This window comes from Streptomyces sp. NRRL S-646 (assembly GCF_000720765.1).
Classification (GTDB): Bacteria; Actinomycetota; Actinomycetes; order Streptomycetales; family Streptomycetaceae; genus Streptomyces.
In genome coordinates, this window is record NZ_JODC01000014.1 from 50,191 (window position 1) to 75,511 (window position 25,321).

At 70.8% G+C, this 25,321-nt stretch carries 20 protein-coding genes; 11 read left to right on the forward strand and 9 right to left on the reverse strand.

The window, feature by feature from the left end; genetic code table 11:
• Position 1 precedes the first annotated feature (1 nt).
• Positions 2–193: a DUF6191 domain-containing protein gene (locus IH68_RS0134320; RefSeq protein WP_030942858.1), complete on the forward strand. Its 192-nt coding sequence runs from the start codon at positions 2–4 to the stop codon at positions 191–193.
• 4 nt (positions 194–197) lie between these two features.
• Here the strand turns inward: IH68_RS0134320 and IH68_RS0134325 are convergent, their stop codons facing one another.
• Together IH68_RS0134325 and IH68_RS0134330 are read right to left on the reverse strand one after the other, a co-directional pair.
• Positions 198–1,343: a PQQ-dependent sugar dehydrogenase gene (locus IH68_RS0134325; protein ID WP_030942861.1), complete on the reverse strand. Its 1,146-nt coding sequence runs from the start codon at positions 1,341–1,343 to the stop codon at positions 198–200.
• Positions 1,344–1,499: 156 nt separating this feature from the next.
• Complete coding sequence (locus IH68_RS0134330) at positions 1,500–2,498, reverse strand: aldo/keto reductase (RefSeq protein WP_030942864.1); 999 nt, start codon at positions 2,496–2,498, stop codon at positions 1,500–1,502.
• 75 nt (positions 2,499–2,573) lie between these two features.
• Between IH68_RS0134330 and IH68_RS0134335 the strand changes: the two genes are divergently transcribed.
• From IH68_RS0134335 to serA, 6 genes are all read left to right on the forward strand, one after another.
• Positions 2,574–3,524 (forward strand): 2-hydroxyacid dehydrogenase, encoded by a 951-nt coding sequence (locus IH68_RS0134335; protein WP_030942866.1) that lies wholly within the window; start codon positions 2,574–2,576, stop codon positions 3,522–3,524.
• Between the two features lie 457 nt (positions 3,525–3,981).
• The gene (locus IH68_RS0134340) at positions 3,982–6,984 is read left to right on the forward strand and encodes a putative bifunctional diguanylate cyclase/phosphodiesterase (RefSeq protein ID WP_420719022.1); all 3,003 of its coding nucleotides are present in this window, start codon (positions 3,982–3,984) and stop codon (positions 6,982–6,984) included.
• Between the two features lie 236 nt (positions 6,985–7,220).
• Positions 7,221–9,074, forward strand: coding sequence for an acetolactate synthase large subunit (locus IH68_RS0134345; RefSeq protein ID WP_030942872.1), 1,854 nt, complete (start codon positions 7,221–7,223; stop codon positions 9,072–9,074).
• A 22-nt stretch (positions 9,075–9,096) separates the two neighbouring features.
• Positions 9,097–9,621 (forward strand): acetolactate synthase small subunit, encoded by a 525-nt coding sequence (gene ilvN / locus IH68_RS0134350; protein ID WP_030942875.1) that lies wholly within the window; start codon positions 9,097–9,099, stop codon positions 9,619–9,621.
• A gap of 118 nt (positions 9,622–9,739) precedes the next feature.
• The gene (ilvC, locus tag IH68_RS0134355; protein WP_030942878.1) at positions 9,740–10,738 is read left to right on the forward strand and encodes a ketol-acid reductoisomerase; all 999 of its coding nucleotides are present in this window, start codon (positions 9,740–9,742) and stop codon (positions 10,736–10,738) included.
• 303 nt (positions 10,739–11,041) lie between these two features.
• Positions 11,042–12,631, forward strand: coding sequence for a phosphoglycerate dehydrogenase (gene serA, locus IH68_RS0134360; protein WP_030942880.1), 1,590 nt, complete (start codon positions 11,042–11,044; stop codon positions 12,629–12,631).
• Between the two features lie 116 nt (positions 12,632–12,747).
• Here the strand turns inward: serA and IH68_RS0134365 are convergent, their stop codons facing one another.
• On the reverse strand, positions 12,748–14,268 hold the full coding sequence (locus IH68_RS0134365) for an MFS transporter (protein WP_030942883.1): 1,521 nt from the start codon (positions 14,266–14,268) through the stop codon (positions 12,748–12,750).
• Positions 14,269–14,364: 96 nt separating this feature from the next.
• On the opposite strand from IH68_RS0134365, the gene IH68_RS0134370 reads away from it, so the two are divergent.
• Positions 14,365–14,946 carry a TetR/AcrR family transcriptional regulator gene (locus tag IH68_RS0134370; RefSeq protein WP_030942887.1) on the forward strand — a complete coding sequence of 194 codons (582 nt, stop codon included), beginning with the start codon at positions 14,365–14,367 and terminating at the stop codon, positions 14,944–14,946.
• Here IH68_RS0134370 and IH68_RS0134375 read toward each other — a convergent pair.
• The 5 genes from IH68_RS0134375 to IH68_RS0134400 form a co-directional block, all read right to left on the reverse strand.
• Positions 14,933–15,613: an ATP-binding cassette domain-containing protein gene (locus IH68_RS0134375; RefSeq protein ID WP_030942890.1), complete on the reverse strand. Its 681-nt coding sequence runs from the start codon at positions 15,611–15,613 to the stop codon at positions 14,933–14,935. The two genes, IH68_RS0134370 and IH68_RS0134375, sit on opposite strands and share 14 nt — an antisense overlap.
• Positions 15,610–16,545, reverse strand: coding sequence for an ABC transporter ATP-binding protein (locus IH68_RS0134380; RefSeq protein WP_030942892.1), 936 nt, complete (start codon positions 16,543–16,545; stop codon positions 15,610–15,612). The genes IH68_RS0134375 and IH68_RS0134380 overlap by 4 nt, the downstream gene beginning before the upstream one ends.
• The gene (locus IH68_RS0134385; protein WP_234341700.1) at positions 16,535–18,235 is read right to left on the reverse strand and encodes an ABC transporter permease subunit; all 1,701 of its coding nucleotides are present in this window, start codon (positions 18,233–18,235) and stop codon (positions 16,535–16,537) included. Before IH68_RS0134385 ends, IH68_RS0134380 begins: the two co-directional genes overlap by 11 nt.
• A 35-nt stretch (positions 18,236–18,270) precedes the next feature.
• Complete coding sequence (locus IH68_RS0134390) at positions 18,271–19,758, reverse strand: ABC transporter substrate-binding protein (protein WP_030942914.1); 1,488 nt, start codon at positions 19,756–19,758, stop codon at positions 18,271–18,273.
• A 210-nt stretch (positions 19,759–19,968) separates the two neighbouring features.
• Positions 19,969–21,180, reverse strand: a complete 1,212-nt coding sequence (locus IH68_RS0134400; RefSeq protein WP_030942917.1) for a PucR family transcriptional regulator — start codon at positions 21,178–21,180, stop codon at positions 19,969–19,971.
• A gap of 128 nt (positions 21,181–21,308) precedes the next feature.
• Here IH68_RS0134400 and IH68_RS0134405 point away from each other — a divergent pair, with 128 nt between their 5' ends.
• The 3 genes from IH68_RS0134405 (at position 21,309) to IH68_RS0134415 (ending at position 24,959) form a co-directional block, all read left to right on the forward strand.
• Positions 21,309–22,235 (forward strand): proline dehydrogenase family protein, encoded by a 927-nt coding sequence (locus IH68_RS0134405; protein WP_030942919.1) that lies wholly within the window; start codon positions 21,309–21,311, stop codon positions 22,233–22,235.
• Positions 22,236–22,422: 187 nt separating this feature from the next.
• A complete protein-coding gene (gene pruA, locus IH68_RS0134410) occupies positions 22,423–24,054 on the forward strand; it encodes an L-glutamate gamma-semialdehyde dehydrogenase (protein WP_030942922.1) in 1,632 nt (543 codons plus the stop codon).
• A gap of 26 nt (positions 24,055–24,080) precedes the next feature.
• Positions 24,081–24,959 (forward strand): alpha/beta fold hydrolase, encoded by an 879-nt coding sequence (locus IH68_RS0134415; RefSeq protein ID WP_030942925.1) that lies wholly within the window; start codon positions 24,081–24,083, stop codon positions 24,957–24,959.
• Here the strand turns inward: IH68_RS0134415 and IH68_RS0134420 are convergent.
• The gene (locus tag IH68_RS0134420; protein ID WP_030942927.1) at positions 24,956–25,162 is read right to left on the reverse strand and encodes a DUF5988 family protein; all 207 of its coding nucleotides are present in this window, start codon (positions 25,160–25,162) and stop codon (positions 24,956–24,958) included. The two genes, IH68_RS0134415 and IH68_RS0134420, sit on opposite strands and share 4 nt — an antisense overlap.
• Between the last annotated feature and the right edge of the window lie 159 nt (positions 25,163–25,321).

The window sequence follows — 25,321 nt, forward strand, 5'->3', positions numbered from 1 at the left end:
GATGTTCAACGTCTTCGAGGAACTCTTCGCACCCGGCCGCAAACACACCCGCGACGAGAAGAAGAGGCTGGAGCTGACCCGCGAGGACGTCGGCGACAACGACCCCGGACGCGGGCCGATAGACCTCGAGTCCGGGAAGGTGGTCGTACGGCCGCCTCGGCACGAGGACGAGACGGACGCTGCTGAGGAGTGATTCCTCAGCCGACCTGCAGCTCCAGTATTCGGTCGTCGCCGGACCTCGGGTCTCCTCGCCCGTCCGTGTTGCTCGTCGTCAGCCACAGCTTGTCGCCGCCGGCCGAGACCACGGTGCGCAGGCGGCCGTACTTGCCCTGCAGGAAGGGCTGTGGATCGGCCGAGGCCGCCGTCCCGTTCAGGGGTATCCGCCACAGGCGCTGCCCCTTCAGGCCCGCCATCCAGATCGAGCCCTCGGCGTAGGTGATGCCGCTGGGGGAGGCGTCGTCCGTGTGCCACTGGGCTATCGGGTTGTGGTACTTGGGGTCGGACGACCTGCCCTCGGCGTCCGGCCAGCCGTAGTTGTCGCCCGGCTTGATCGCGTTCAGTTCGTCCCAGGTGTCCTGGCCGAACTCCGAGGCGAACAGGCGCTGTTCGGGGTCCCAGGCCAGGCCCTGAACGTTGCGGTGACCGTAGGTGTAGACGGGGGAGTCCGGGAAGGGGTTGCCGGGAGCCGGGTCGCCCTCCGGGGTGAGACGGAGGATCTTGCCGCCGAGGGACTTCTTGTCCTGCGCCAGGCCTCGGTTTCCGCTCTCGCCCGTGCCCGCGTACAGCATCCTGTCCGGGCCGAAGGCGATCCGGCCGCCGTTGTGGATATAGCCCTTGGGGATGCCCTTGAAGATCGTGTCCGGCGCGCCCAGCTGTTCGCCGGCCGGCTTCTTCGCGTCGTACAGCAGACGGACGATGCGATTGTCCGAGGCCGAGGTGAAGTACGCGTAGATCATGTGGTCCGCGGCATAGTCCGGGGAGAGCGCGATGCCGAGGAGGCCGCCCTCTCCGGCGGGGGAGACCCCGGACACCTTGCCCAGCTCGGTCTTCCTGCCCGTCTTCTCGTCGACCTTCGTGATCGTCCCCTCGTCCCGGGAGGAGACGAGCAGGTCTCCGCCGGGCAGCCGGGCGAGGCCCCACGGAGTGTTCAGGCCCGTGGTGACCGTGCGCAGCACCTTGACGGAGCCCTTGGCGGGCGGGGCCTTTTCTGCCGCCTGCCGGGACGGGGACGAATTCGAGGCAGTGCTCCCCGGCCCCGTACCGTCACCGCCGCCTCCGCCCCCACCGCTGGAGGAACAGCCGGCCGTCAGCAGGAGCGCGGTCGTGGCCAGCACGGCCGGCACAGCTCGTCGTAGCACGATCTTGGTCCCTTCGGCGGCGGTCCAGCAGCAGGTTCTACTTGTCTTACACCGCTCGCGCCTCGCAGGTTCCCGGTCGACGGATCCCGAATCCCCGCCGCCGCGGCCGGCCGCCCGCTTTCGGTCCCATGACCGCCGACGTCAGTCCCAGGATCCCCGCGCACCCGGCAGTCCCGCCACTTCGGCGAGGTCCTCCGGGGGCAGCCGGAGTGCTGCGGAGGCGGCGTTCTCCGTTGCCCAGCGCTCCTGCTTGGTGCCCGGGACCGGGATCACGTGCCGTCCCTGTGCCAGCACCCAGGCCAGGGCGATCTGGGCGGGCGTGACCTCGTCGCCGTGCCGGGCCGCGATCCGGCGCAGGCCGGCCACGATCGGCTGGTTCGCGGCCATCATCTCGGCGGTGAAACGGGGGTGGCGGGCGCGCACGTCGTCCGGTTCGAAGCCCTGGCCCGGGGTGAGCGTTCCGGTCAGGAAGCCGTTGCCGAGCGGCATCGCGGCCAGGAAGCCGACGCCACGTGCCTCGCACCACGGCAGCAGCGACTCCAGTGCCTCCGGCGACCACACCGACAGCTCGGCCTCCACCGCGCTCACCGGGAACACCTGCTGCACCCGCTGGAGTTGCTTGATCGTCGCGTCGTGCAGGCGGCCGCCGGAGCGCCGGCCGCCGCGGGCGCCTACCGCGCACAGCCCCAACGCCCGTACCTTTCCGGCCTGGACGAGCTCCCCCATCGCGCCCCAGGTCTCCTCGACCGGGACCTCGGGATCCTCGCGGTGCAGCTGGTAGAGGTCGATGACGTCCGTCTGCAGGCGCCTCAGCGACGCGTCACAGGCACGCTTCACATAGCCGGGGCGGCCGTTGGCCACGATGTGCTGCTCGCCCACCAGCAGGCCGACCTTCGTCGACACGAAGGCGTCCTGCCGGCGCTCCTTCAAAGCCCGCCCCACCAGCAGCTCGTTGGTGAACGGGCCGTACATGTCGGCCGTGTCGAGGAGGCTCGAGCCCGCGTCCAGCGCCCGGTGCACCGTCCTGAGCGACGCGTCGCCCCGCTGCCGCGACCCGCTGTACGCCCAGCTCATCGGCATGCACCCGAGTCCGACGGCCCCCACCGCGAGTGCCCCCGCGCCGATCGTCCTGCGCTCCACCTGCTCGTGACCCTCCCTCTCCTGGCCCCCCAACCTAACCTCTGCACTCCCATGTCCCTGACATAGCCTCCTGACATGACTGCTGACGTGTGGCTTTCCATCCCGCCAGACACCATCGAGGGGCTTCCCGAAGGCCCCAACTACCGCTTCTGGGACGGCGCCGACGACTTCCCCGCGGACCCTGCCGACTGCGTCTATTACGTCGTTCCCTATATGAAGCCCAGTGAGGTGGGCGTACGTCCCCTGCCCTTGTTGAGCGGCGTGCAGGTCGTACAGACCCTGTCGGCCGGCATCGACAGCCTGGAGCCGGGGCTGAAGCACCTGCGTCCCGGCGTGCAGGTGTGCAACGCGCGCGGGGTGCACGAGGCGAGCACCGCCGAGCTCGCGCTCACGCTGATCCTCGCCTCGCTGCGCGGCGTCCCCGACTTCGTGCGCGCCCAGGGCCGAGGGGAGTGGCTCGGCGACTTCCGGCCCGCGCTGGCCGACAAGAACGTCCTCATCATCGGTTACGGGTCGATCGGATCCGCCATCGAGGACCGGCTCGTGCCGTTCGAGGTGGCGCGGGTGGCGCGCGTCGCGCGCTCTGAGCGCACCACGGCGCGCGGTCCGGTGCATCCGCTCACCGATCTGCCCGCCCTGCTCCCCGAAGCGGACGTCGTCGTCCTCGTCACGCCCCTCACCGAGGCCACCCGCGGCCTGGCCGGCGCCGAATTCCTCGCGCGCATGAAGGACGGCGCACTCCTCGTGAACGTCTCCCGCGGCCCCGTCGTCGACACCAAGGCCCTGCTCGCCGAGGTGGAGACCGGACGCATCACCGCAGCCCTCGATGTCACGGACCCGGAGCCGCTGCCCCGCGAACACCCCCTGTGGCGCGCGCCCGGCGTCCTCGTCAGCCCCCATGTCGGCGGCCCCACGTCCGCGTTCCTGCCGCGCGCCAAGCGGCTGCTGGTGGACCAGTTGACCCGGTTCGTGAACCGGGAGCCGCTGCGCAACGTGATCCTTACGACAGGCGCAACCGGCGCGTGACCCCGACGACTTGAGCGTCCCGTGCGCGCCCCGCGCGACGGGCGCAACGGGCGTGTAATCCGTTTCCGGTACCCTCCGCAACCTTGCGGACGCGGTCCGTGCTCGCATTCCCGCTGGTCGTCACGGAGCGTAGAGGAACTATGTCCCTGAGTGACGAGACTGGTGTATCGTCCCGAGCAGGGGCTGCGCCGCACCGTCGGCGCCGGGGATGGAAATTCAGACTGTGAGGGGGGCGACGGGCGATGCACGGCCTATGGGCGAGCGATCCGACGCGACGGGGCCGCCGGAGGCGACCCTGGCGTACGGCCGCGCGCAGACGCGGTCACCACGGCAGTCACGGCTGCCGGCACAGCCATCACCACCGCAGGCACAGCCGCCGGGGGCATGCGCACCCAGCGCGCCAGGAGTCGCGGAATCCGGGAGCGACGCGGACCGGGTGGGCCCGGTGAGCTCGCCCATGCCTCCCGCGACCACCCTCGACGGAGCGCTGCGGGTACAGCCTTCGCCGGGGACGCTGCTGCCCCGTCCGCCGGCCGTCGGCCGCGGACCCGGCCTGGTCCCTCAACTCGTTCTGGCCCTGGTGTGCGCGGGATACGCCGTCGGTTCCGCGTTCGGCTGGGGTTCGGACGAACTCTCTTTGATCATGGGTGACTTCGGACTGAGCGCCGCGGCCGGCACCGCCGCCGTGTCGCTGTTCCTGTACGCCCGTAGCCGCCGTGTCCGCTTTCGACCCGCCTGGCTGCTGTTCGCCCTCTCCTCGGCCATGGCCGCCCTGGGCAACGCGGTCTGGGGGTGGTACGAGGTCGTCCTGGGGGAGCAGGTGCCCACTCCCAGCTATGCCGACCTGTTCTTCCTGTGCTTCGCGCCGCCCGCGATCGTGGGGCTCCTGGTGCTCGCCAAGCGCCCGGTGACCAAGGCCGGCTGGGTGTGCCTCGCGCTCGACGCCTGGCTGATCGGCGGCTCGCTGCTCACGCTGTCGTGGAGCCTCGCGCTCGCCCAGGCGGCCAAGTTCGACGGGCCGAGTGTCGCGCACACCGCGCTGTCGCTCGCCTACCCCCTGCTGGACATCGCCCTGGTCAGCATGGTTCTCGCACTGCACTTCAGGCGCTCCGCGGTGAACCGCACCGCGGTCAACACTGCCATCGGCGCGCTGGCGCTGACGGTGATGTGCGACGCCCTGTTCACCTCGCCGCTGCTGCACAACAGCTACCACTCGGGCCAGTTGCTCGACGCGGGCTGGTTCGCCGGCTCCCTGCTCCTCGCGTACGCCCCCTGGGCCGCGCCCCGGCAGGGGCAGCAGCCCGAGGCCGCCCGGTGCGACCTCGACGGGCACACGCGCGTGGTGCACGAACACGTGCCGGGCCAGCGGGGCGGCGCGCACCAGCATCACCCGGCACCACAGGGAGGTGATCACGGCCGGTATCCGGCCGCCCGGCCCATCGCCGGCTCCCTGGCCGCCCTCACGCCCTATCTCGCCGCAGCCGTGTGCACCCTCGGGATCCTCTACACCGTCCTGAACGGCCACCGGGTCGACCGCGTGGTGCTCCTCACCGGCGGCACGGTCGTGCTCGCCCTCGTGGTGCGCCAGGGCATCATGCTGCTCGACAACATCACCCTCACCCAGGAACTGGCGCAGAAGGAGAACCACTTCCGCTCCCTGGTGCAGGGCTCCAGCGACGTCATCATGATCGCCGCACCCAACGGCATCCTCCGCTACGTCTCCCCGGCCGCCGCCGGGGTCTACGGCCGGCCCGCCGAGGACCTGGTGGGTACGGAACTGGCCAATCTCATCCACCCGGAGGACCTGGGCTGCGTGGTGCACGAGGTGCGCCGCTTCCTCGCCGCCAGCCCGCTCGAGGAACCCACTACGCGCATCGAATGCCGCTTCAGGTCCGGCGGTGGAGGAGGCTGGCTCAACGTCGAGTCCACCGTCAACCGCCACCACGGCGGCCTCATCTTCAACAGCCGGGACGTGACCGAAAGGGTGCGCCTGCAGGCCCAGCTGCAGCACAACGCCGAGCACGACCCGCTCACCGACCTGCCCAACCGCGCCCTGTTCACCAAGCGCGTCCAGCAGGCCCTGTCCGGCCGCCGGGCAGCCGACCGGGTGTCCCTGCGCGGGACGGCCGTCCTCTTCATCGACCTCGACGGCTTCAAGGCCGTCAACGACACGATCGGGCACCAGGCCGGGGACGAGCTGCTCGTCCAGGCCGCCCGCAGACTCCAGGACGCGGTACGGCACGGGGACACCGCCTCCCGGCTCGGCGGCGACGAGTTCGCGGCCCTGATCGCGGGGGACGGCACCCGGGACCGCTCCGCGCGCGAACGGCACATCCTGGAGCTCGCCGACCGCCTCAGGATCACGCTCTCGCAGCCGTACCTCATCGACGGCAACGATGTCCGGGTGGCGGCCTCCATCGGTGTCGCCTTCGCCGAGCCCGGCCTCGGCGCGGGCGAGCTGCTGCGCAACGCCGACCTCGCCATGTACCGCGCCAAGGCGGCCGGCAAGGGCCGCGTCGAGCTGTACGCCCCGCAGATGCAGCAGGACGTCGTACGCAAGGCGGAGCTGGCCACGCGGCTGCGTGCCGCACTGCACGACGGCGAGTTCGCGCTGCTGCACCAGCCCGTGGTCTGTCTGGAGGACGGCCGGATCACGTCGGTGGAGGCGCAGGCGCGCTGGCGGTCCTCGCAGGGGGTGCTGTTCACCCCTGCCGAGTTCCTGCGGGTCGCCGAGGACAGTGACAAGACCGCCGAGCTCGGCCGCTGGATGCTGGAGGAGGCCGTGGAGCAGGCCGCCGAGCGCACCGGCACGGGGCTGTCCGTGCCCGTCGCGGTCCCGATGAGCGCCCGGCGACTGCTCGACCGTTCGATGCCGCTCGGCTCGATCGAAGCCCTGCTGACCCGGCACGGACTGCCGTCCGGATCCCTGGTGATCGAGCTGTCCGACACCGACCCCCGGGTCTCCCTGGACGAACTGGAGCGTCGCCTGGGCGCTCTGCGCAGGCTCGGCGTCCGGATCGCCCTGGACGGCTTCGGCAGCGGCCACGCGGCGATCACGGCGCTGCGCAGACTCCCCGTCGACGTGCTGAAGCTCGACCGCAGCCTGGTCGAGGGCGTCGTCGAGTCCGCGCGGCTGCACAAGATCACCAGTGGGCTGCTGCGGATCGCGACCGACCTCGGGCTGCAGTCCGTGGCCGACGGCGTGGACCTGCCCGAACAGGTCGTGGCGCTGCGCGCGATGGGGTGCACGCACGGACAGGGCATGGCGTTCTCCGGTCCGCTGGACGAGTACCGGGTGCGCAGGGCGCTGACTTCCGGCCACTATCCGGTGCCGCACGGGCCGGCCGAGCCAGCGTTCGCGGGAGGTGGTTCAGGGGTGTACACAAGTGGTGTGCCCGCTGTTCTGGGAGGCGGAAGTGCCCTCCGCTCACATAATGAGACTCCCGTCCCACCCACTTGACACGTGGTGTGTGCCGGGGGGAGGGTCTGTGCCATGCGCACCCGAATTCTCGTACTTGGAAAGCGCGTCGGCTGAGCTGGTGATGTCCGGACCGACCCGGAACTCCCAGCGACCACACCCGGCGCGCTCCCCTCGCTTGCCTTACGGCACGAGGGGTTTTTTGTTGCACAGGCACCTGTCGTGCAGCGCTTGAACACCGCACAAACCTCGCAAAAACCCTCAGCATCGAGAAGAGACTGACGATGACCGAGCAGGCCACCGGGGCCCATCCGCAGCCGCGGCCCCGATCCGGAGGACAGCAGTCCGCACCCGAGCACGTCACGGGTGCGAAGTCCCTCATCCGCTCTCTCGAGGAGGTCGGGGCCGACACGGTATTCGGCATTCCCGGCGGTGCGATCCTTCCCGCGTACGACCCGATGATGGACTCCACCCGGGTGCGCCACGTCCTGGTCCGCCACGAGCAGGGGGCCGGTCACGCGGCGACGGGTTACGCGCAGGCCACCGGCAGGGTCGGTGTCTGCATGGCCACCTCCGGCCCCGGCGCCACCAACCTGGTGACCCCGATCGCCGACGCGCACATGGACTCGGTGCCGCTCGTGGCGATCACCGGCCAGGTCGCGTCCAAGGCGATCGGCACGGACGCCTTCCAGGAGGCGGACATCGTCGGCATCACCATGCCGATCACCAAGCACAACTTCCTGGTCACCAAGGCCGAGGACATCCCGCGGGTCATCGCGCAGGCCTTCCACATCGCCTCCACCGGCCGCCCGGGCCCGGTCCTGGTCGACATCGCGAAGGACGCGCTGCAGGCGCAGACGACCTTCTCCTGGCCGCCGGTCATGGACCTGCCCGGCTACCGCCCGGTGACCAAGCCGCACGCCAAGCAGATCCGCGAGGCCGCCAAGCTGATCACCTCCGCGAAGCGGCCCGTCCTCTACGTCGGCGGCGGTGTCATCAAGGCCCAGGCCACCGCCGAGCTCAAGGTTCTCGCCGAGCTCACCGGAGCGCCCGTCACCACCACCCTGATGGCGCTCGGCGCATTCCCCGACAGCCACCCGCTGCACGTGGGGATGCCGGGCATGCACGGTGCGGTCACCGCCGTCACCGCGCTGCAGAAGGCCGACCTGATCGTCGCCCTCGGAGCCCGCTTCGACGACCGCGTCACCGGCAAGCTGGACAGCTTCGCCCCGTACGCCAAGATCGTCCACGCCGACATCGACCCCGCCGAGATCGGCAAGAACCGCGCCGCGGACGTGCCGATCGTCGGGGACGCGCGCGAGGTCCTCGCCGACCTGATCCAGGCCGTCCAGAAGGAGCACAGCGAGGGCCACCAGGGCGACTACACCGCCTGGTGGAAGGACCTGAACCGCTGGCGCGAGACCTACCCGCTGGGCTACGAGCAGCCGGAGAACGGCCAGCTGTCGCCGCAGCAGGTCATCCAGCGCATCGGACAGCTCGCACCGGAAGGCACGATCTTCGCCGCGGGCGTGGGCCAGCACCAGATGTGGGCCGCGCACTACATCGAGTACGAGAAGCCCGCGACCTGGCTGAACTCCGGCGGCGCCGGAACGATGGGCTACGCGGTCCCGGCCGCGATGGGCGCCAAGGCCGGCGCCCCGGACCAGACGGTCTGGGCGATCGACGGCGACGGCTGCTTCCAGATGACCAACCAGGAGCTCACCACCTGCGCCCTGAACAACATCCCGATCAAGGTCGCCATCATCAACAACGGTGCCCTCGGGATGGTCCGCCAGTGGCAGACCCTGTTCTACAACCAGCGCTACTCCAACACCGTGCTGCACAGCGGCCCCGAGGCCGACGGCAAGCAGCCCAGTGCCGGCACCCGCGTCCCCGACTTCGTCAAGCTGTCGGAGGCCATGGGCTGCTACGCGATCCGCTGCGAGGACCCGGCCGACCTCGACAAGGTCATCGAAGAGGCCAACTCCATCAACGACCGGCCCGTCGTCATCGACTTCATCGTCCACGAGGACGCGATGGTGTGGCCGATGGTCGCCGCAGGCACCTCGAACGACACGATCATGGCCGCCCGGGACGTCCGCCCCGACTTCGGCGACAACGAAGACGACTGAGCGAGAGAGACACAACCAGACCATGTCCAAGCACACGCTCTCCGTCCTGGTGGAGAACACCCCGGGCATCCTGGCCCGGATCGCCGCCCTGTTCTCCCGCCGCGGCTTCAACATCGACTCGCTCGCCGTCGGCGTCACCGAGCACCCCGACATCTCCCGCATCACCATCGTCGTGGGCGTCGAGGACCTGCCGCTCGAGCAGGTGACCAAGCAGCTCAACAAGCTCGTCAACGTGCTGAAGATCGTCGAGCTGGAGCCGTCGCAGGCCGTTCAGCGCGAACTCGTCCTCGTGAAGGTGCGCGCCGACAACGAGACGCGCTCCCAGATCGTCGAGATCGTCCAGCTGTTCCGCGCCAAGACCGTCGACGTCTCCCCGGAGGCCGTCACGATCGAGGCCACTGGCAGCAGCGAGAAGCTGTCCGCCATGCTGAAGATGCTGGAGCCGTACGGCATCAAGGAGCTCGTCCAGTCCGGCACGATCGCGATCGGCCGGGGCGCCCGTTCCATCACGGACCGGTCGCTGCGCGCTCTCGACCGGTCGGCGTAACGACGGATTGGGGCGGCCGGGTGACACCGGCCGCCCGTATTCCGAGACCCCGAAACTTCACTTCCGCCCGCCGTCATACGGTGGGACGCAACACCTGCACTCAAGGAGAGAACCCAAAGTGGCCGAGCTGTTCTACGACGCCGACGCCGACCTGTCCATCATCCAGGGCCGCAAGGTCGCGGTCATCGGTTACGGCAGCCAGGGCCACGCCCACGCGCTGTCGCTCCGTGACTCGGGTGTCGACGTCCGTGTCGGTCTGCACGAGGGCTCCAAGTCCAAGGCCAAGGCCGAGGAGCAGGGCCTGCGCGTGGTGACGCCGTCGGAGGCCGCCGCCGAGGCCGACGTCATCATGATCCTGGTGCCGGACCCGATCCAGGCCCAGGTCTACGAGGAGTCCATCAAGGACAACCTCAAGGACGGCGACGCGCTGTTCTTCGGCCACGGCCTGAACATCCGCTTCGACTTCATCAAGCCCCCGGCGAACGTCGACGTCTGCATGGTCGCCCCCAAGGGCCCGGGCCACCTCGTGCGCCGCCAGTACGAGGAGGGCCGCGGCGTTCCGTGCATCGCGGCCGTCGAGCAGGACGCGACCGGCAACGCCTTCGCGCTGGCGCTGTCGTACGCCAAGGGCATCGGCGGCACCCGCGCCGGCGTCATCAAGACGACCTTCACCGAGGAGACCGAGACCGACCTGTTCGGTGAGCAGGCCGTTCTCTGTGGTGGTACGGCCGCGCTGGTCAAGGCCGGTTTCGAGACGCTGACCGAGGCGGGCTACCAGCCGGAGATCGCGTACTTCGAGTGCCTGCACGAGCTGAAGCTGATCGTGGACCTCATGTACGAGGGCGGCCTGGAGAAGATGCGCTGGTCGATCTCCGAGACCGCCGAGTGGGGCGACTACGTCACCGGCCCGCGGATCATCACCGACGCCACCAAGGCCGAGATGAAGAAGGTCCTCGCCGAGATCCAGGACGGCACCTTCGCCCGTGAGTGGATGGCCGAGTACCACGGCGGTCTGAAGAAGTACAACGAGTACAAGACGGCCGACTCCGAGCACCTGCTGGAGACCACCGGCAAGCAGCTGCGCAAGCTGATGAGCTGGGTCGACGAGGAGGCGTAAGCCGAGCGCTCCGCGACGGTGCCGCCAACTCCGGGCGCCGTCGCGGGGCTCCGCCCCGGACCTCGCTCCTCAAACTCCCCCACTGCCTTAAGGGCGTGGGGGGACCCCCAAGGGGCTACATAATGGCGCTTCTCGTCCGGGTGATCCTTCCGAAGTGGCGCAGGACGAGCTTGTTCGCGCCACTACACTGCCGTACTACATACGCGTCAGGCCCACAGCGTCGTGCGTCTTCCACGCGGCCAGTACCCTCCACCGCCTGCGGCCGTCGGGACGGCCGTCCGCATTGGACTTGTGAGGACTCACGTGAGCTCGAAACCCGTCGTACTCATCGCTGAAGAGCTGTCGCCCGCGACTGTGGACGCGCTTGGCCCGGACTTCGAGATCCGGCACTGCAACGGAGCGGACCGAGCCGAACTGCTCCCCGCCATCGCCGACGTCGACGCGATCCTGATCCGCTCCGCCACCAAGGTGGACGCCGAGGCCGTCGCCGCCGCGAACAAGCTGAAGGTCGTCGCACGAGCCGGCGTCGGCCTGGACAACGTGGACGTCTCCGCCGCCACCAAGGCCGGCGTGATGGTCGTCAACGCCCCCACCTCGAACATCGTGACTGCCGCCGAGCTGGCCTGCGGTCTCATCGTCGCCACGGCCCGCCACATTCCGCAGGCCAACGCCGCGCTGAAGAACGGCGAGTGGAAGCGCAGCAAGTACACGGGCGTCGAGCTCGCCGAGAAGACCCTCGGTGTCGTCGGTCTCGGTCGAATCGGTGCGCTGGTCGCCCAGCGCATGTCCGGGTTCGGCATGAAGGTCGTCGCCTACGACCCGTACATCCAGCCCGCGCGCGCCGCGCAGATGGGCGTCAAGGTGCTGTCGCTGGACGAGCTGCTCGAGGTCTCCGACTTCATCACCGTCCACCTGCCCAAGACCCCCGAGACCGTGGGCCTGATCGGTGACGAGGCGCTGCGCAAGGTCAAGCCGAGCGTGCGGATCGTCAACGCCGCGCGCGGCGGGATCGTCGACGAGGAGGCGCTGTACTCCGCCCTCAAGGAGGGCCGGGTCGCCGGTGCCGGTCTCGACGTGTACGCCAAGGAGCCCTGCACGGACTCCCCGCTCTTCGAGTTCGACCAGGTCGTCGCCACCCCGCACCTGGGCGCCTCCACCGACGAGGCGCAGGAGAAGGCCGGTATCGCCGTCGCCCGCTCGGTGCGCCTCGCCCTCGCCGGTGAGCTCGTGCCGGACGCGGTGAACGTCCAGGGCGGTGTCATCGCGGAGGACGTCAAGCCGGGCCTGCCGCTCGCCGAGCGCCTCGGCCGTATCTTCACCGCGCTCGCGGGCGAGGTCGCGGTCCGCCTCGACGTCGAGGTGTACGGCGAGATCACCCAGCACGACGTGAAGGTGCTGGAGCTCAGCGCCCTCAAGGGTGTCTTCGAGGACGTCGTCGCCGAGACGGTGTCGTATGTCAACGCCCCGCTGTTCGCGCAGGAGCGCGGCGTCGAGGTGCGGCTGACCACCAGCTCGGAGTCGGCCGACCACCGCAACGTCGTCACCGTGCGCGGCACGCTGGGCAACGGCGAGGAGGTGTCGGTCTCCGGCACGCTGGCCGGTCCGAAGCACCTGCAGAAGATCGTGGCCGTCGGTGAGTACGACGTCGACCTCGCCCTTGCCGACCACATGGTCGTGCTGCGGTACGAGGACCGTCCCGGTGTCGTGGGCACGGTCGGTCGTATCTTCGGCGAGGCGGGGATCAACATCGCCGGTATGCAGGTCTCGCGGGCGGTTGCCGGTGGCGAGGCGCTGGCCGTGCTGACCGTCGACGACACGGTGCCCCCCGCGGTGCTGGTCGAGGTCGAGGCGGAGATCGGGGCGACGTTCGCCCGCTCGGTGAACCTGGTCTGACGTTGCCGTGGTTCTGGGGGCTGCCGCCCCCAGGCCCCCGCTTTCGGCCCTTGAGGGGCCTCGTCCTCAAACGCCGGACGGGCTGAGATGCCCGTCCGGCGTTTTTGCATGTGCCCTTACTTGTCGGCGACGCGAATCCCGCGCAGCGCCCTTGCCGCCAGCGCGGCCGCCCCCACCAGGACCACCGTCCCGGCGATCGCCGCGCCCTGCATTCCGCTGGTGAACGCCTCGCGGGCCGTCGTCGCCAGGGCGTCTCCCGCGCGCCCCGGGAGCTGAGCGGCCACCGCCAGCGCGCCGCCCAGCGTTTCGTGGGCCGGAGCGGGGGCCGAGGCCGGGATCTCGTGGCGGTAGACCGCTGTACCGATGGAACCGAGGATCGCCATCCCGAGCGCGCCGCCGAACTCCGCGCCGGTCTCCATCAGGGAGGACGCCGAGCCCGCGCGCTCAACCGGGGCGCTGCTCATCGCGAGGTCCGTGATCTGGGAGATGACCATGACGATTCCCGAGGCGAGGACGCCACACGCGACCAGGACCAGCCAGAGGGAGTCCGTGTCCGCGAAGACCAGGAGTGCATAGCCGACCGCGCCGATCGCGAAGCCCGCGGTGACCACGTAGGCGCGGTCGACGCCCTTCTGGACCAGGGAGGTCGCCAGCGGTGCCGCCATGCCGATCGGCACCGAGGGGAGCAGCGCCCACAGGGCCGCTTCCATCGCGCTCTTGTCGAGCACCGACTGCAGGTACTGCGTGGTGAAGTACGCCGAGCCCATCATGGCGAACGAGCCGATGAGGTTCAGGAGGACCGAGGGGGCGAAGCCGCGGCCGCGGAACAGGGCCGGGGAGATCATCGGGGAGGCCGCGGTGCGCTGGCGGTGGACGAAGGCGGCCGCGAAGAGCAGGCCGACGGTGATCGAGACGATGTACTGCGCGTGCCAGCCCTCCGACGGGATCTCCTTCAGGCCGTAGATGACGGGGAGCACCGCGGCCATCGACAGGGGAACGCTCAGCCAGTCGAAGCGGCCGGGGGCCGGGTCGCGCGACTCGGGCAGCAGGAACGGGCCGAGGATCAGCAGCAGTGCCATCGCGGGCAGGTTGACCAGGAAGACCGAGCCCCACCAGAAGTACTGGACGAGGACACCGCTCATCACCGAGCCGAGCGCGATCCCGGCCGTCATCACGCCGGACCACATGCCGATCGCCTTCGCGCGCTGTCCGGGGTCGGTGAACATCGTGCGGATCAGCGCCATCGTCGAGGGCATCAGGGTCGCGCCGCCGATGCCGAGGACCGCGCGGGCCGCGATCAGGGTCTCGGCGCTGTTCGCGTAGGCGGCGGTGAGCGACGCGATGCCGAAGGCCGCCGCGCCGATCAGGAGGAGCTTGCGGCGGCCGATGCGGTCGCCCAGGGAGCCCATCGTCATCAGCAGGCCTGCCAGGACGAAGGCGTAGATGTCGAAGATCCACAGCTGCTGGGTGCCGCTCGGCTCCAGGTCTGCGCTGATCGCCGGGATCGCGAAGTACAGGACCGAGACATCCATCGAGACCAGCAGCAGCGGGAGCATCAGCACGCCCAGTGCGGTCCATTCGCGGCGGCCGGCCAGATGGCCGGCCGGGGTTGTGGTGGTGCTCGTCGGGTTCGTCATGACAGGGACTGTACGGGCGTCTTAAACGCTTGTCTAGAACGAATGTATAAGTCATGCGTCTAGGACGGTTGTATGGATCGGGGGTAGAGTGGGGGCATGGGACACCGTGAGGATCTGCTCGAAGGCGCCAAGCGCTGCCTGCTGGAGAAGGGGTTCGCGCGCACGACGGCGCGTGACATCGTCAAGGCATCGGGGACCAACCTGGCCTCGATCGGCTACCACTACGGTTCGAAGGACGCGCTGTTGGCGCAGGCGTATGTGTCGCTGGTCGAGGGGATGGGGGATGCCTTCGAGGGGGACGGGGCCGCGATGAGCGCCGAGCCCGGTTCCCTCGAACGGTTCCAGGAGGTGTGGTCGAACGTCATCGGCACCATGCGCGCCCCGGGCTCGATCTGGCATCTCAGCATGGAGATCGTGGTCATGGGTGACCAACTGCCCGAGGTGCGCGACCACTTGGCGCGGGCCCAGCGCGAGGCCGGACGTGGGTTCGTGCCGATGCTCATGGGCGGGCGCGAGGAGGACGTCTCGGACGAGACCACCGACACCCTCGGCATGTTCTACGTGACCCTCATGACGGGCCTCATCGCCCAGTGGACCTTCGACCCGAAGACCGCACCCACCGCGGAGCAGCTCACCGAGGGGCTGCGCCAGGTGATCGCCGGGGCTACGAGGAGCTGACCCGCCCGTCCCGCATCTCCACCACCCGGTCCGCGAAGTGCCGTACCACCGCGCGGTCGTGGCAGATGAACAGATAGCCGAGGCCGAGTTCGTCCTGGAGGTCGGCGAGCAGGTTCAGCACGCCTGCGCGGATGGACGGGTCCAGGGCGGAGACGGGCTCGTCGAGCACGAGCAGGCGCGGGTCGGAGGCCAACGCCCGGGCGATGCCCGCCCGTTGGCACTGGCCGCCGGAGAGTTCGTGCGGCCGGCGGTCGCCGTACGAGGGGTTCAGGCCGACCCGGTCGAGGAGTTCGGCGACGCGGGCCGGGCCGTCGGTGGTGGTCCAGCGGCCCTGGACCTTCAGCGGTTCCGCCACCGCGTCGCGGATGCGGTGGCGGGGGCTCAGTGAGCCGTACGGGTCCTGGAAGACGGGTTGCATACGGGGGCGGAGGGGGCGGAGTCCGCGCTCGGTGAGCCGTGTCAGCTCCCGTCCTTCGAAGCGGACTTCGCCTCCGTCCGGCCGGCGCAGCTGGAGGACCGCCAGCGCGGTGGACGACTTGCCGCAGCCGCTCGGGCCGTTCAGGGCGAGGGTCTCGCCGGGGGCCAGGGCGAAGGACACATGGTCCACGGCGGTGACGGCGCCGTAGCGGACCACGAGGTCGCGGACGTCCAGCAGGGGCACGTTCACGCTGCCTCCCAGTGGTGGCAGGCAACCAGTCGTCCATCCGCCTGCTGCGGCTCGGGCTCCTCGCGTCGGCAGCTGTCCGTCGAGCGTCCGCAGCGCGGGGCGAAGGCGCAGCCCGGCGGGAGCGCGCCCGGGGCGGGTGGCGTGCCGGGGAGGGTGGGGAGACGGCGGCGGGCCGGGGCGTTCTGGGGGAGGGATGCCAGCAGGCCCGCGGTGTAGGGGGCGAGGGGACGGGTCAACACCCGTTGTGCCGGGCCGAGTTCGGTCAGGCGTCCGGCGTACATGACCAGCGCACGGTCCGCGTGCTCCCGTACGGCGTCCAGATCGTGCGTGACCAGGACGAGCGCCGCGCCCACCGCCTCCCGCTGCTCGGCCAGGACCCGCAGGACCCGGTCCCGGCGCTCCTCGTCCAGTGCGGTGGTGGGCTCGTCGGCGACCAGGACGTCCGGTTCGTTGACGGTGGCCATCGCGACGACCGCCCGCTGGCGCATACCGCCGGAGTACTCGTGCGGGTAGGAGCGCGCCCGGCGTGCGGCGTCGGGGATGCCGACGCGTTCCAGCGCGGCGACGGCGCGGGCACGGGCCTGCCTGCGGGAGACGCGTGCCACCGAGCGTACGGCGGCGGCGAGTTGGTCGCCCACGGGGTGGACGGTGGAGAGGGCGGACAGGGCGTCCTGGGGGACGAGGGCGATACGGCGGCCACGGGCGGCGGCGAGGTCGGTCGTGCCGAGCAGCTCGATGCTGCCGCTTCTCGTCGCGCCCCGCGGGAGCATCCCCAGCAGTGCCCGCGCGGTGAGCGACTTGCCCGCGCCCGACTCCCCGACGATCGCGAGGACTTCGCGCGGGCGGACGTCGAAGGACAGACCGCGGACGGCTTCGACACCGCTGAAAGCGATGCGCAGGTCACGTACCGAGAGCAGTGCTTCAGCTTCCAACTGGGGTCTCCTTGACGGCTTTCCGGCCTTGCGCGTACGCCGCTCCCGACGCCGCCAGGCCCGCCAGCAGGGCCACTGCCACGGCTGGGGCGAGGGCGGCCCACGGGGCCCGTTCCACATAGGCGCGGGACTCGTCGAGCAGCAGGCCCCACTCGGGGGCGGGCGGCTGGGCGCCCAGGCCGAGGAAGCCGAGGGAGGCGAGCGCGAGGGCGATGCCGGGCAGCCGGAGCAGGGCGTGGCGGGCGACGGGTCCGGCCACGGACGGCAGGACGTGACGGGTGAGGATCCACAACGGGGCGGCGCCGATCGCCCGTTGAGCGGTCAGGAAGGTGGCGGCGCGGACCTCCTGCACCAGTGCCGCCGCGTGCGCGGCCAGCGGGGGCCAGGAGATCAGGGCGACCGCGAGGGCCGCGCCGCCCGTGCCGGGCCCGGCAACTGCTGCGACCAGGATGCCGACGATCACCGGGGGCAGTGCGTTGGCGATGTCGGCCGCGCCTGCTGCGACGCCGGGCAGGAAGCCGAGCGCCAGGGCGAGCAGCAGGCTCAGCAGGCAGACGGCGGCGGCCGTGCCGACGGTCGGGCCGGCACCGTGCCCGAGCCGGGCGAGGACGTCCCGGCCGAGGGCGTCCGTGCCGAGGGGGTGCGACCAGGAGGGGGCGGCCACTCGGTCCGTGGTGTGTACGGCGTACGGGTCGCGCAGCAGGCCCCAGCCGATGGCCGCGGAAAGTGCTGTGAACAGGGTCAACGGGATCGCCGGGTGTGTACGGACCGGATGGACCGACGGCAGGTTGAGCGAGGCGTCACGCAGCGCCGGCCCCAGCAGCCGGCGCTGTGTGAACGCCGCTGCCGCGCCCGTGACCAGGCCGAGCAGCAGCAGCGCGAGCACCGCACCCTGCAGCAGCGGCAGGTCCTGCGACTTCGCCGCGCCCAGTGCCGTACGCCCGATGCCGGGCACGGCGAACACCGTCTCCACCGGGACTGCGCCCCCGGTCAGCCCGACGGCGACCATCCCGAACTGCGGGACCAGCGGCGGCAGCACGCGCCGAAGGGCGGCGGCCGACACCCGGGCCCTGCTCACCCCGGAACCCCGCCACAGCTCCACCCACCGCTCGTCGAGCACCGCCGGCAGCGCGTCCGCGACCAGTCGGCCGAGCAGCCCGCCCGCCGGGACACCGAGGGCGAGGGCGGGCAGCACCAGGTACGCGGGCCCCTGCCAGCCGGACGTCGGCAGCCATCCGAGCCACACCCCGCACACCAGCAGCGCCACGGTGGCCAGCAGGAATTCAGGTACGGCGGCCAGCATGGCGGGCCATGCACCGGCCGAGGCCCGCTGCCGTACCAGCACCGGCGCCACCAGGGCGCACGCCAGCAGCACCGCCACCCCGAACGCCGCGCCCATCAGCGCCAGCGACACCTGGAGTCCGGCGACGACGGACGGCAGCACGTCGGTGCCAGACACCCAGGAGGTGCCGAGGTCGCCGTGGAGCAGGTCGTCGGCCCAACTCCCCAGCAGGGAGAGGGCACCCGCATCCGGACCGAGGTCACGGCGTACCGCGTCCAGGGCCTCCTTCGTGGGTTCCTGCTCGGCGGAGCGGGCGCGCAGGACCGTGAGGGCGGGGTCCTTGCCGGAGAGCCGGGGGAGGAGCCCCACCGCGGCCAGGACGGAGACGAGACCGAGGGTGCGGGTCACCCCGGCAGCGGTCGGCAACCCCCTTGTGCGGTGCCTCACTTGACGTACGTGTCCGCCGTGACCAGTTCCCGCTCGCGCGGGTCGTGGGCGGCACCCCTGACCGCTGCCGCGTCGCCCTGGATCACGCGCTCGTGGAGCATGGGCACGGCGGCGTCGGTGGCGAGCACGGCGGCCTCCGCGGCGACGACCGCCTTGCGCCTGGCCTCGCCGCTCTCCGTCTCGCCGGCCTTCTTCAGCGCCTTGTCCACGGCCGGGTCCGCCAGCTGGGAGATGTTGAAGGAGCCGTCGGAGGCGAAGTCGCTGTAGAGGTAGGCGGCCGGGTCGCCGGAGTCGAGGACCGTGGCACGGGAGAGGATGAACGCGTCGAACCTGCCGGCCAGCGCGTCCGATTCGATGTTCGCGTACTCGCGGACCACCAGTTTCACCTTGAACCCGGCCTTCTGGAGCTGCTGTTGCAGTGCGGCGGCGACCTCGGGGAGTTCGGCTCGGTCGGTGAAGGTGCCGATGGTGACGGTCCGGCCCGCGGGCCTGCCCGCCTTGGCGTGGGACACCGGCCGCCGCAGTTCGGCCGCCCACGGCAGTGCGGGCCCGAGCAGTCCATGGGCGACGTCGGCGCGGCCCTCGTACACGCCCTTCACGATCGACTCGGCGTCCACGGCCTCGCGGGCGGCGGCTCGCAGGGAGGCGTCCTTGAAGGGGCCGTCGGACGTGTTGAGGTACAGCGTGTTGGTGCGCGGCATCGGAACCTCGGTGATCAGGTCCTCGTCGAGCAGCGCGGCCTGCGAGACGGGCACCGCCTCGACGATGTCGGCCTCACCGCTGCGGAGCGCAGCCGCGCGGGCGGTGCCGTCGGGCACGAACTTCACTGCGATTCCGGGGGACTTGGCCCTGCCGCCCCAGTAGGCGTCGTAGCGGTCGAGGGTGGCGGCGGAGGTGCCGTCGACGGACACGAGCTCGAAGGGGCCGGTGCCGGCGCCGACAGGGTTCACCGTCTTCCCGCGGTACGCCTTCGCCGCGAGGATCGACAGCTGTGGTGAGCTGAGCCGCTGGGGGACGAGTGGGTCCTCGTCGGCGGTGGTGACGGTGACGGTGTCCCCGTGTGCCTCGGCCGTGAGGTCGACGCCGTCGAGGATGCGGGGCTTGGGGGAGGCGGTCGCGGCCCTGGTGAGGGAGCGGACGACGGCCTCGGCGTCGAGCTTCGTGCCGTCGTGGAAGGTGACGCCGTCGCGTATCCGGAAGGTCCAGCTCCGGCCGGACTGCGTCCACTTGGTGGCAAGGGCGGGTTCGGCGTCACCGTCCGCGTCCAGCTTCACCAGGGTCTCGGCGGTCGACCAGCGCGACAGCTTGAACGCGTCGTCGGAGAGCGGGGAGAGGCCCGAGCGCGGGGGCTGCATCATCGCGACGCGGATGCGCCGGCCGTCACCGTCCCCCTCGGCGGGGGTCCCCGAGAAGCAGCCGGTGAGCAGGGCCGAGGCCGCGGTGAGAGCGGTGGCGGGGAGCAGACGGCGAGCGGGCAGGCGCACGGAACCCTCCGGGTAAAGGGGTGGTCAAGGGTGAGTGCGGCGACGTTAGCATGATGACAATCATTTTCAGTAATCATTGTGGCGGCGATCACACAACAGCGTCGGCGGGCAGGGTCTGCTCGGCGAGGAAGGCGGCCGCTGCGGTCCGGAAGGCTGCGTCTCGGTCGACGAGGGTGTTGTCCAGGTCGATCATCAGCAGCGGCGGCATGGCTACAGCCTTGCCCCCTTCAGTGCCATGTGCAGCAGCAGCCGGTCCTCGCCGTCGTCCAGGTCGAGGCCCGTCAGCTTCTCCACGCGGGACAGGCGGTAGTACAGGGTCTGGCGGTGGATGCCCAGCTCGGCAGCCGTGCGGGCGGCCTGGCCCGCACAGTCGAGGTAGATCTCGGCCGTGCGGGCGAGTTCGCGGTAGGTGGGGGACAACAGGGTCTCTACGGCAGGGTCGTGGGCCACCTCCGGCGGCAGCGAGGTCAGCAGGCGGAACGGGCCGATGTGCGCCCACTGGGCGACGGGACCCAGCCGGGGCTCCGCCAGCGCGGCCCGCGCCGCCGCCAAGGCCTCGCGCCAGGCCGTCCCCACCTCCGCGAGCCCGGTGCGCGCGGCCGCGACCCCGCACGCCGCCGTGCCGCCCCCCTCCAGCTGCCGCGCCCGCTCCAGCAGTCGCCCCGCCGCCGAGGTGGCCGGCGTCAGGACGTCCGCCGAGCGCAGCCGTACCAGCAGGGCGAGGGCCTGGGAGGCCGCACCCCACGGCACCGTGCAGAGCGCCGTCGCCCCCGGCACCGTACGGACCGAAGGGGCGTCGTCCGGGTCGGCGGACGGCCAGGGCGTCACGCAGACCACCGTGTGCAGGCCGTCCGCGCGCGAGCCCAGCGCGGTGCGCAGTTCCGCCACCGCCATGTCCTGCGGCCAGCCGCGCTCGGCGGTGAGCACGGCCCGCAGCTCCCGGGTGAGGTCGGCGCCGTGCTGCGCCTCGTCCGCCAGCAGCGCGCCGATGCGGGCCGCCACGTCCATGGCCGCGGTCAGCTGCCGGTCGGTCGGGCCCGGGTCGGAGTCCAGCAGCCACACGTACCCCAGGACGACGCCCCGATGGCGTACCGGCAGGCAGATACGTCCCCGGTACACGCCGGCCTCGGGGGTCGGCGGGATACGGACCGGGCCCGTCGCCCGCGTGATGCCGAAGCCCTCGAACCACGAACGGACGGCGGACGTGGAGCGCCGCGTCAGGATCGAGCGGGTGCGCACGGGGTCCAGGGCGGAGGTGTCGAGGTCGCCCTCACTGTCGTACGCACCGAAGGCGATCAGCTCGAAGTCCCGGTTCTCCAGGGTCGCGGGGACGCCGAGGAGCTCGGAGATCTCGTCGACCAGCTCCTGGTAGTCCCCGGCGTGGCTGAAAACTTCGGACGTCACTCGGGCATTCTCCCGCATTTCCAGGCCCGCTTCATACATCTGTCTGAGATCTGCGGCACGGATGCGTGACAGCTGTCGATGGCTGAGGATCGGAGGGATCCTTAGGTTTCACGGTGGTTCTATCTGCTGGTTTGTGGAGGTGCCCCGTGCTGGGTCCCGTGATTCTTGCCGCGTCGCGCAGCGACCGGATGCGACGCCTGATCTCGGCGGCCCCGGTGACCAAGCAGGTCGTCGACCGCTTCATCCCCGGTGAGACCGTCGACGACATCGTGCCGATCATCAAGGACCTCACCGGTCGCGGCCTGGAGCTGACGATGGACGTCGTCGGCGAGGACATCACCACCCCCGAGCAGGCCGCCGCGGCCCGGGACGCCTACCTGGCGCTGACCAGCCGGCTGGAGGAGCTGCAGCTGGGCGAGCGGGTCGAGATGTCCGTCAAACTGTCGATGTTCGGGCAAGCGCTGGACGGCGGCCACGAGCTGGCCCTCGCCAACGTCCGGCCCGTCGTCGAGGCCGCCGCCGCCATCGGTACGACGGTCACGCTCGACGCCGAGGACCACACCACCCTCGACTCGATGTTCGCCATCCACGAGGAGCTGCGGAAGGACTTCCCGCAGACCGGCTGCGTCATCCAGGCCTACCTCTTCCGCACCGAGGCCGACGCCCGCCGCCTCGCCGCGGCCGGCAGCCGGGTGCGGCTGGTGAAGGGCGCCTACAAGGAGCCTGCCGAGGTCGCGTACCAGCAGAAGCACGAGATCGACAAGGCGTACGTCCGGGTTCTGAGGACTCTGATGGAGGGCGAGGGGTATCCGATGATCGGGTCCCACGACCCGCGCCTGATCTCGATCGCGCAGGAGCTCGCCCGCCAGGCCGGGCGCAAGCTCGACGAGTACGAGTTCCAGATGCTGTACGGCATCCGCAGCGACGAGCACCTGCGGCTGGCCGCCGAGGGCCACCGCATGCGCGTCTACACCGCCTACGGCACCGACTGGTACGGCTACTTCATGCGGCGGCTCGCTGAAAAGCCGGCGAACCTGCGCTTCTTCCTGAGGAGCATGATCACACGTGGCTGAGACAACGAGGCCCTGCCGCGGCGTCGGCCGGGGGTCCGGGAGTTGTCCCCCGGGAAGGCGCAGCATGCGGCGCCTGGCCGAAAAGCCGGCGAACCTGCGTTTCTTCGTCCGGTCGATGGTCAGCAAGGGCTGAGCCCGCACCCCACCAGCTCGCAACACCCGCTCAACATCAAGGAGTTACGGATCCATGGACGCTGTGACCCAGGTCCCCACCCCCGTCAACGAGCCGGTGCACGGCTACGCCCCCGGCTCGCCCGAGCGCGCCCGGCTGGAGGCCAAGCTCAAGGAGCTGGCCGAGAACCCGGTCGACCTGCCGATGACGATCGGCGGCGAGAAGCGGATGGGCGGCGGCGAGCGGTTCGACGTCGTGCAGCCGCACAACCACAAGGCCCGCCTGGGCACGTACGCCAACGCCACCCAGCAGGACGCGCAGGACGCCATCGACGCGGCCCTCGCCGCCGCGCCCGCCTGGCGTGCGATGTCCTTCGACGACCGCGCCGCGATCATCCTGCGCGCGGCGGAGCTGCTCTCCGGCCCGTGGCGCGAGACCCTTGCGGCCTCCACCATGCTCGGCCAGTCGAAGACCGCCCAGCAGGCCGAGATCGACTGTCCCTGCGAGCTGATCGACTTCTGGCGCTTCAACGTCGCCTACGCCCGCCAGATCCTGGCCGAGCAGCCCCCGGCCAACTCCACGGGCGTCTGGAACCGCCTCGACCACCGCCCGCTGGAGGGCTTCGTCTACGCGATCACGCCGTTCAACTTCAGCGCGATCGCGGGCAACCTGCCCACCGCCCCTGCGCTGATGGGCAACGTCGTCGTCTGGAAGCCGTCGCCGACCCAGACCCACGCGGCCGTCCTGCTGATGCAGCTGCTGGAGGAGGCGGGTCTGCCCAAGGGCGTCATCAACCTCGTCACCGGCGACGGCATCGAGGTCTCCAAGGTGGCCCTCGAGCACCGCGACCTCGCGGGCATCCACTTCACCGGCTCGACCAAGACCTTCCAGTACCTGTGGAAGACGGTCGGCAACAACATCGAGAAGTACCGCTCCTACCCGCGCCTGGTCGGCGAGACCGGCGGCAAGGACTTCCTGGTCGCCCACCCGAGCGCCGACCCCGCGGTCCTGAAGACGGCGCTCACCCGCGGTGCCTTCGAGTACCAGGGCCAGAAGTGCAGCGCGACCTCCCGCGCCTACATCCCGGCGTCCATCTGGAACTCCGGCTTCAAGGAGGAGTTCGCCGCCGAGGTCGACTACCTGACCATGGGTGACGTCACCGACCTCTCCAACTTCATCGGCGCCGTCATCGACGAGCGCTCCTTCGCCAAGAACAAGGCCGCCATCGACCGCGCGAAGTCCGACCCGGCCTGCACGATCGTCGCGGGCGGCACCTACGACGACTCGGTCGGCTACTTCGTCCGCCCGACCGTCGTCGAGTGCAACGACCCGGAGAACGAGGTCTTCCGCACCGAGTACTTCGGCCCGTTCCTCGCCGTGCACGTCTACGAGGACGACAAGTACGAGGAGATGCTGACCCAGATGGAGTCGGTGTCCGACTACGCGCTGACGGGCTCGGTCATCTCCAATGACCGCGCGGCGGCCGCGTACACGATGGACAAGCTCCGCTACGCGGCCGGCAACTTCTACATCAACGACAAGTCGACCGGCGCCGTCGTCGGCCAGCAGCCCTTCGGCGGCGGCCGTGCCTCCGGCACCAACGACAAGGCCGGCGCCCCGCAGAACCTGATGCGCTGGACCCTGACCCGAGCGATCAAGGAGACGCTGGTCCCGCCGACGGACTACACGTACCCGCACATGGGCTGACCCGTCGCCGGGGCAGACTGCCCCTCATGACGGTGACGCAGCACGAGAGCTCGACCGTGGTGGCCGACGACGGCGTACGTCTGTGGGCCGCACGGTCGGGCAGCGGCGACCCCCTGGTGCTCTGCCACGGCGGCCCCGGGCTCTGGGACTACTTCGAGGACGTGGCCGGGATACTGGGCGACCTGGCCACGGTCGTCCGCTGGGACCAGCGCGGATGCGGCCGTTCGGAGCGGTGCGCCGGGCCGTGGACCAGCGAGCGGTTCGTCGCCGATCTCGACGCCGTACGGCGGCACTTCGGGCTGGAGCGGATGGCGCTGCTCGGTCACTCGTGGGGTGCGCAACTGGCGTTGAGCTGTGCGCTCGCGCATCCCGAGCGGGTGAGTTCGCTGGTGTACGTGAGCGGCACGGGCATCGGACCGGACTCCGACTGGTTCGGCGCCTTCCGGGAGAACCTCCTCGCGCGGCTCGGTGAGCGGCCCGAACGGCTGGCGCGGTGGCGGGAGTTGACGGACCGGCCGCATCTGAGCGAGGGCGAGGAGCGGGAGCGGGCGGTGCTCCAGTGGTCCGCCGACTACCCGGACCGGGAACGGGCGCTGGAGCACGCCGGGCGGCTCGCCGACCCCTGGCTCGGGATCAACACCGAGTGCAGCAGGGCCCTCAACGACGAGCGCAGGCGGAACTGGGGCACTCCCGGGCTCTACGACGCCTGCACGTCCCTCGACGTGCCCGTGCTGATCGTCGACGGCGAGCGGGACCCGCGGCCACGCTCGGCGGTCGACTCCCTGGAACGGGCCCTGCCGCGGGTACGCCGCGCGACGCTGCCGGAGGCCGGGCACGCGCCGTGGGTGGAGGACCCGAAGGGGTTCCGGGAGGCGGTGGCGGCGGCGCTGCGGCCCCGGGGCTAGCCGGGCAGTTCCGTGCGCTCCCACCACTCGTACACCCGGAGCGTGCCCTCCGGTGTGTCCGCGTGGCGTGCGGTCCGCCTGAAGTGCTCGTAGCCGTTGCGCAGCTCGATCTTCAGGTCTGCTCCGGGCGTCGCGATCGGCACGATCCGCTCCGGCAGATCCTGCGGGCCGCCCTCGAGAAGTGCCTTGGCCTTGTCGTTCATGAACTCACCGTTCCCTTCACCGGTGGCTGTTGTCGCATGCCGTGCCGAGGATCAGCCGTGTGGGCGAAATCCCAGCTCAGAGCGGTGTGACCCAATCCACCGTCTCAGATAGTAGGAAGTCCGAGTAATTGTGGAGACAGACCGGGCCCGCTCGCTTAC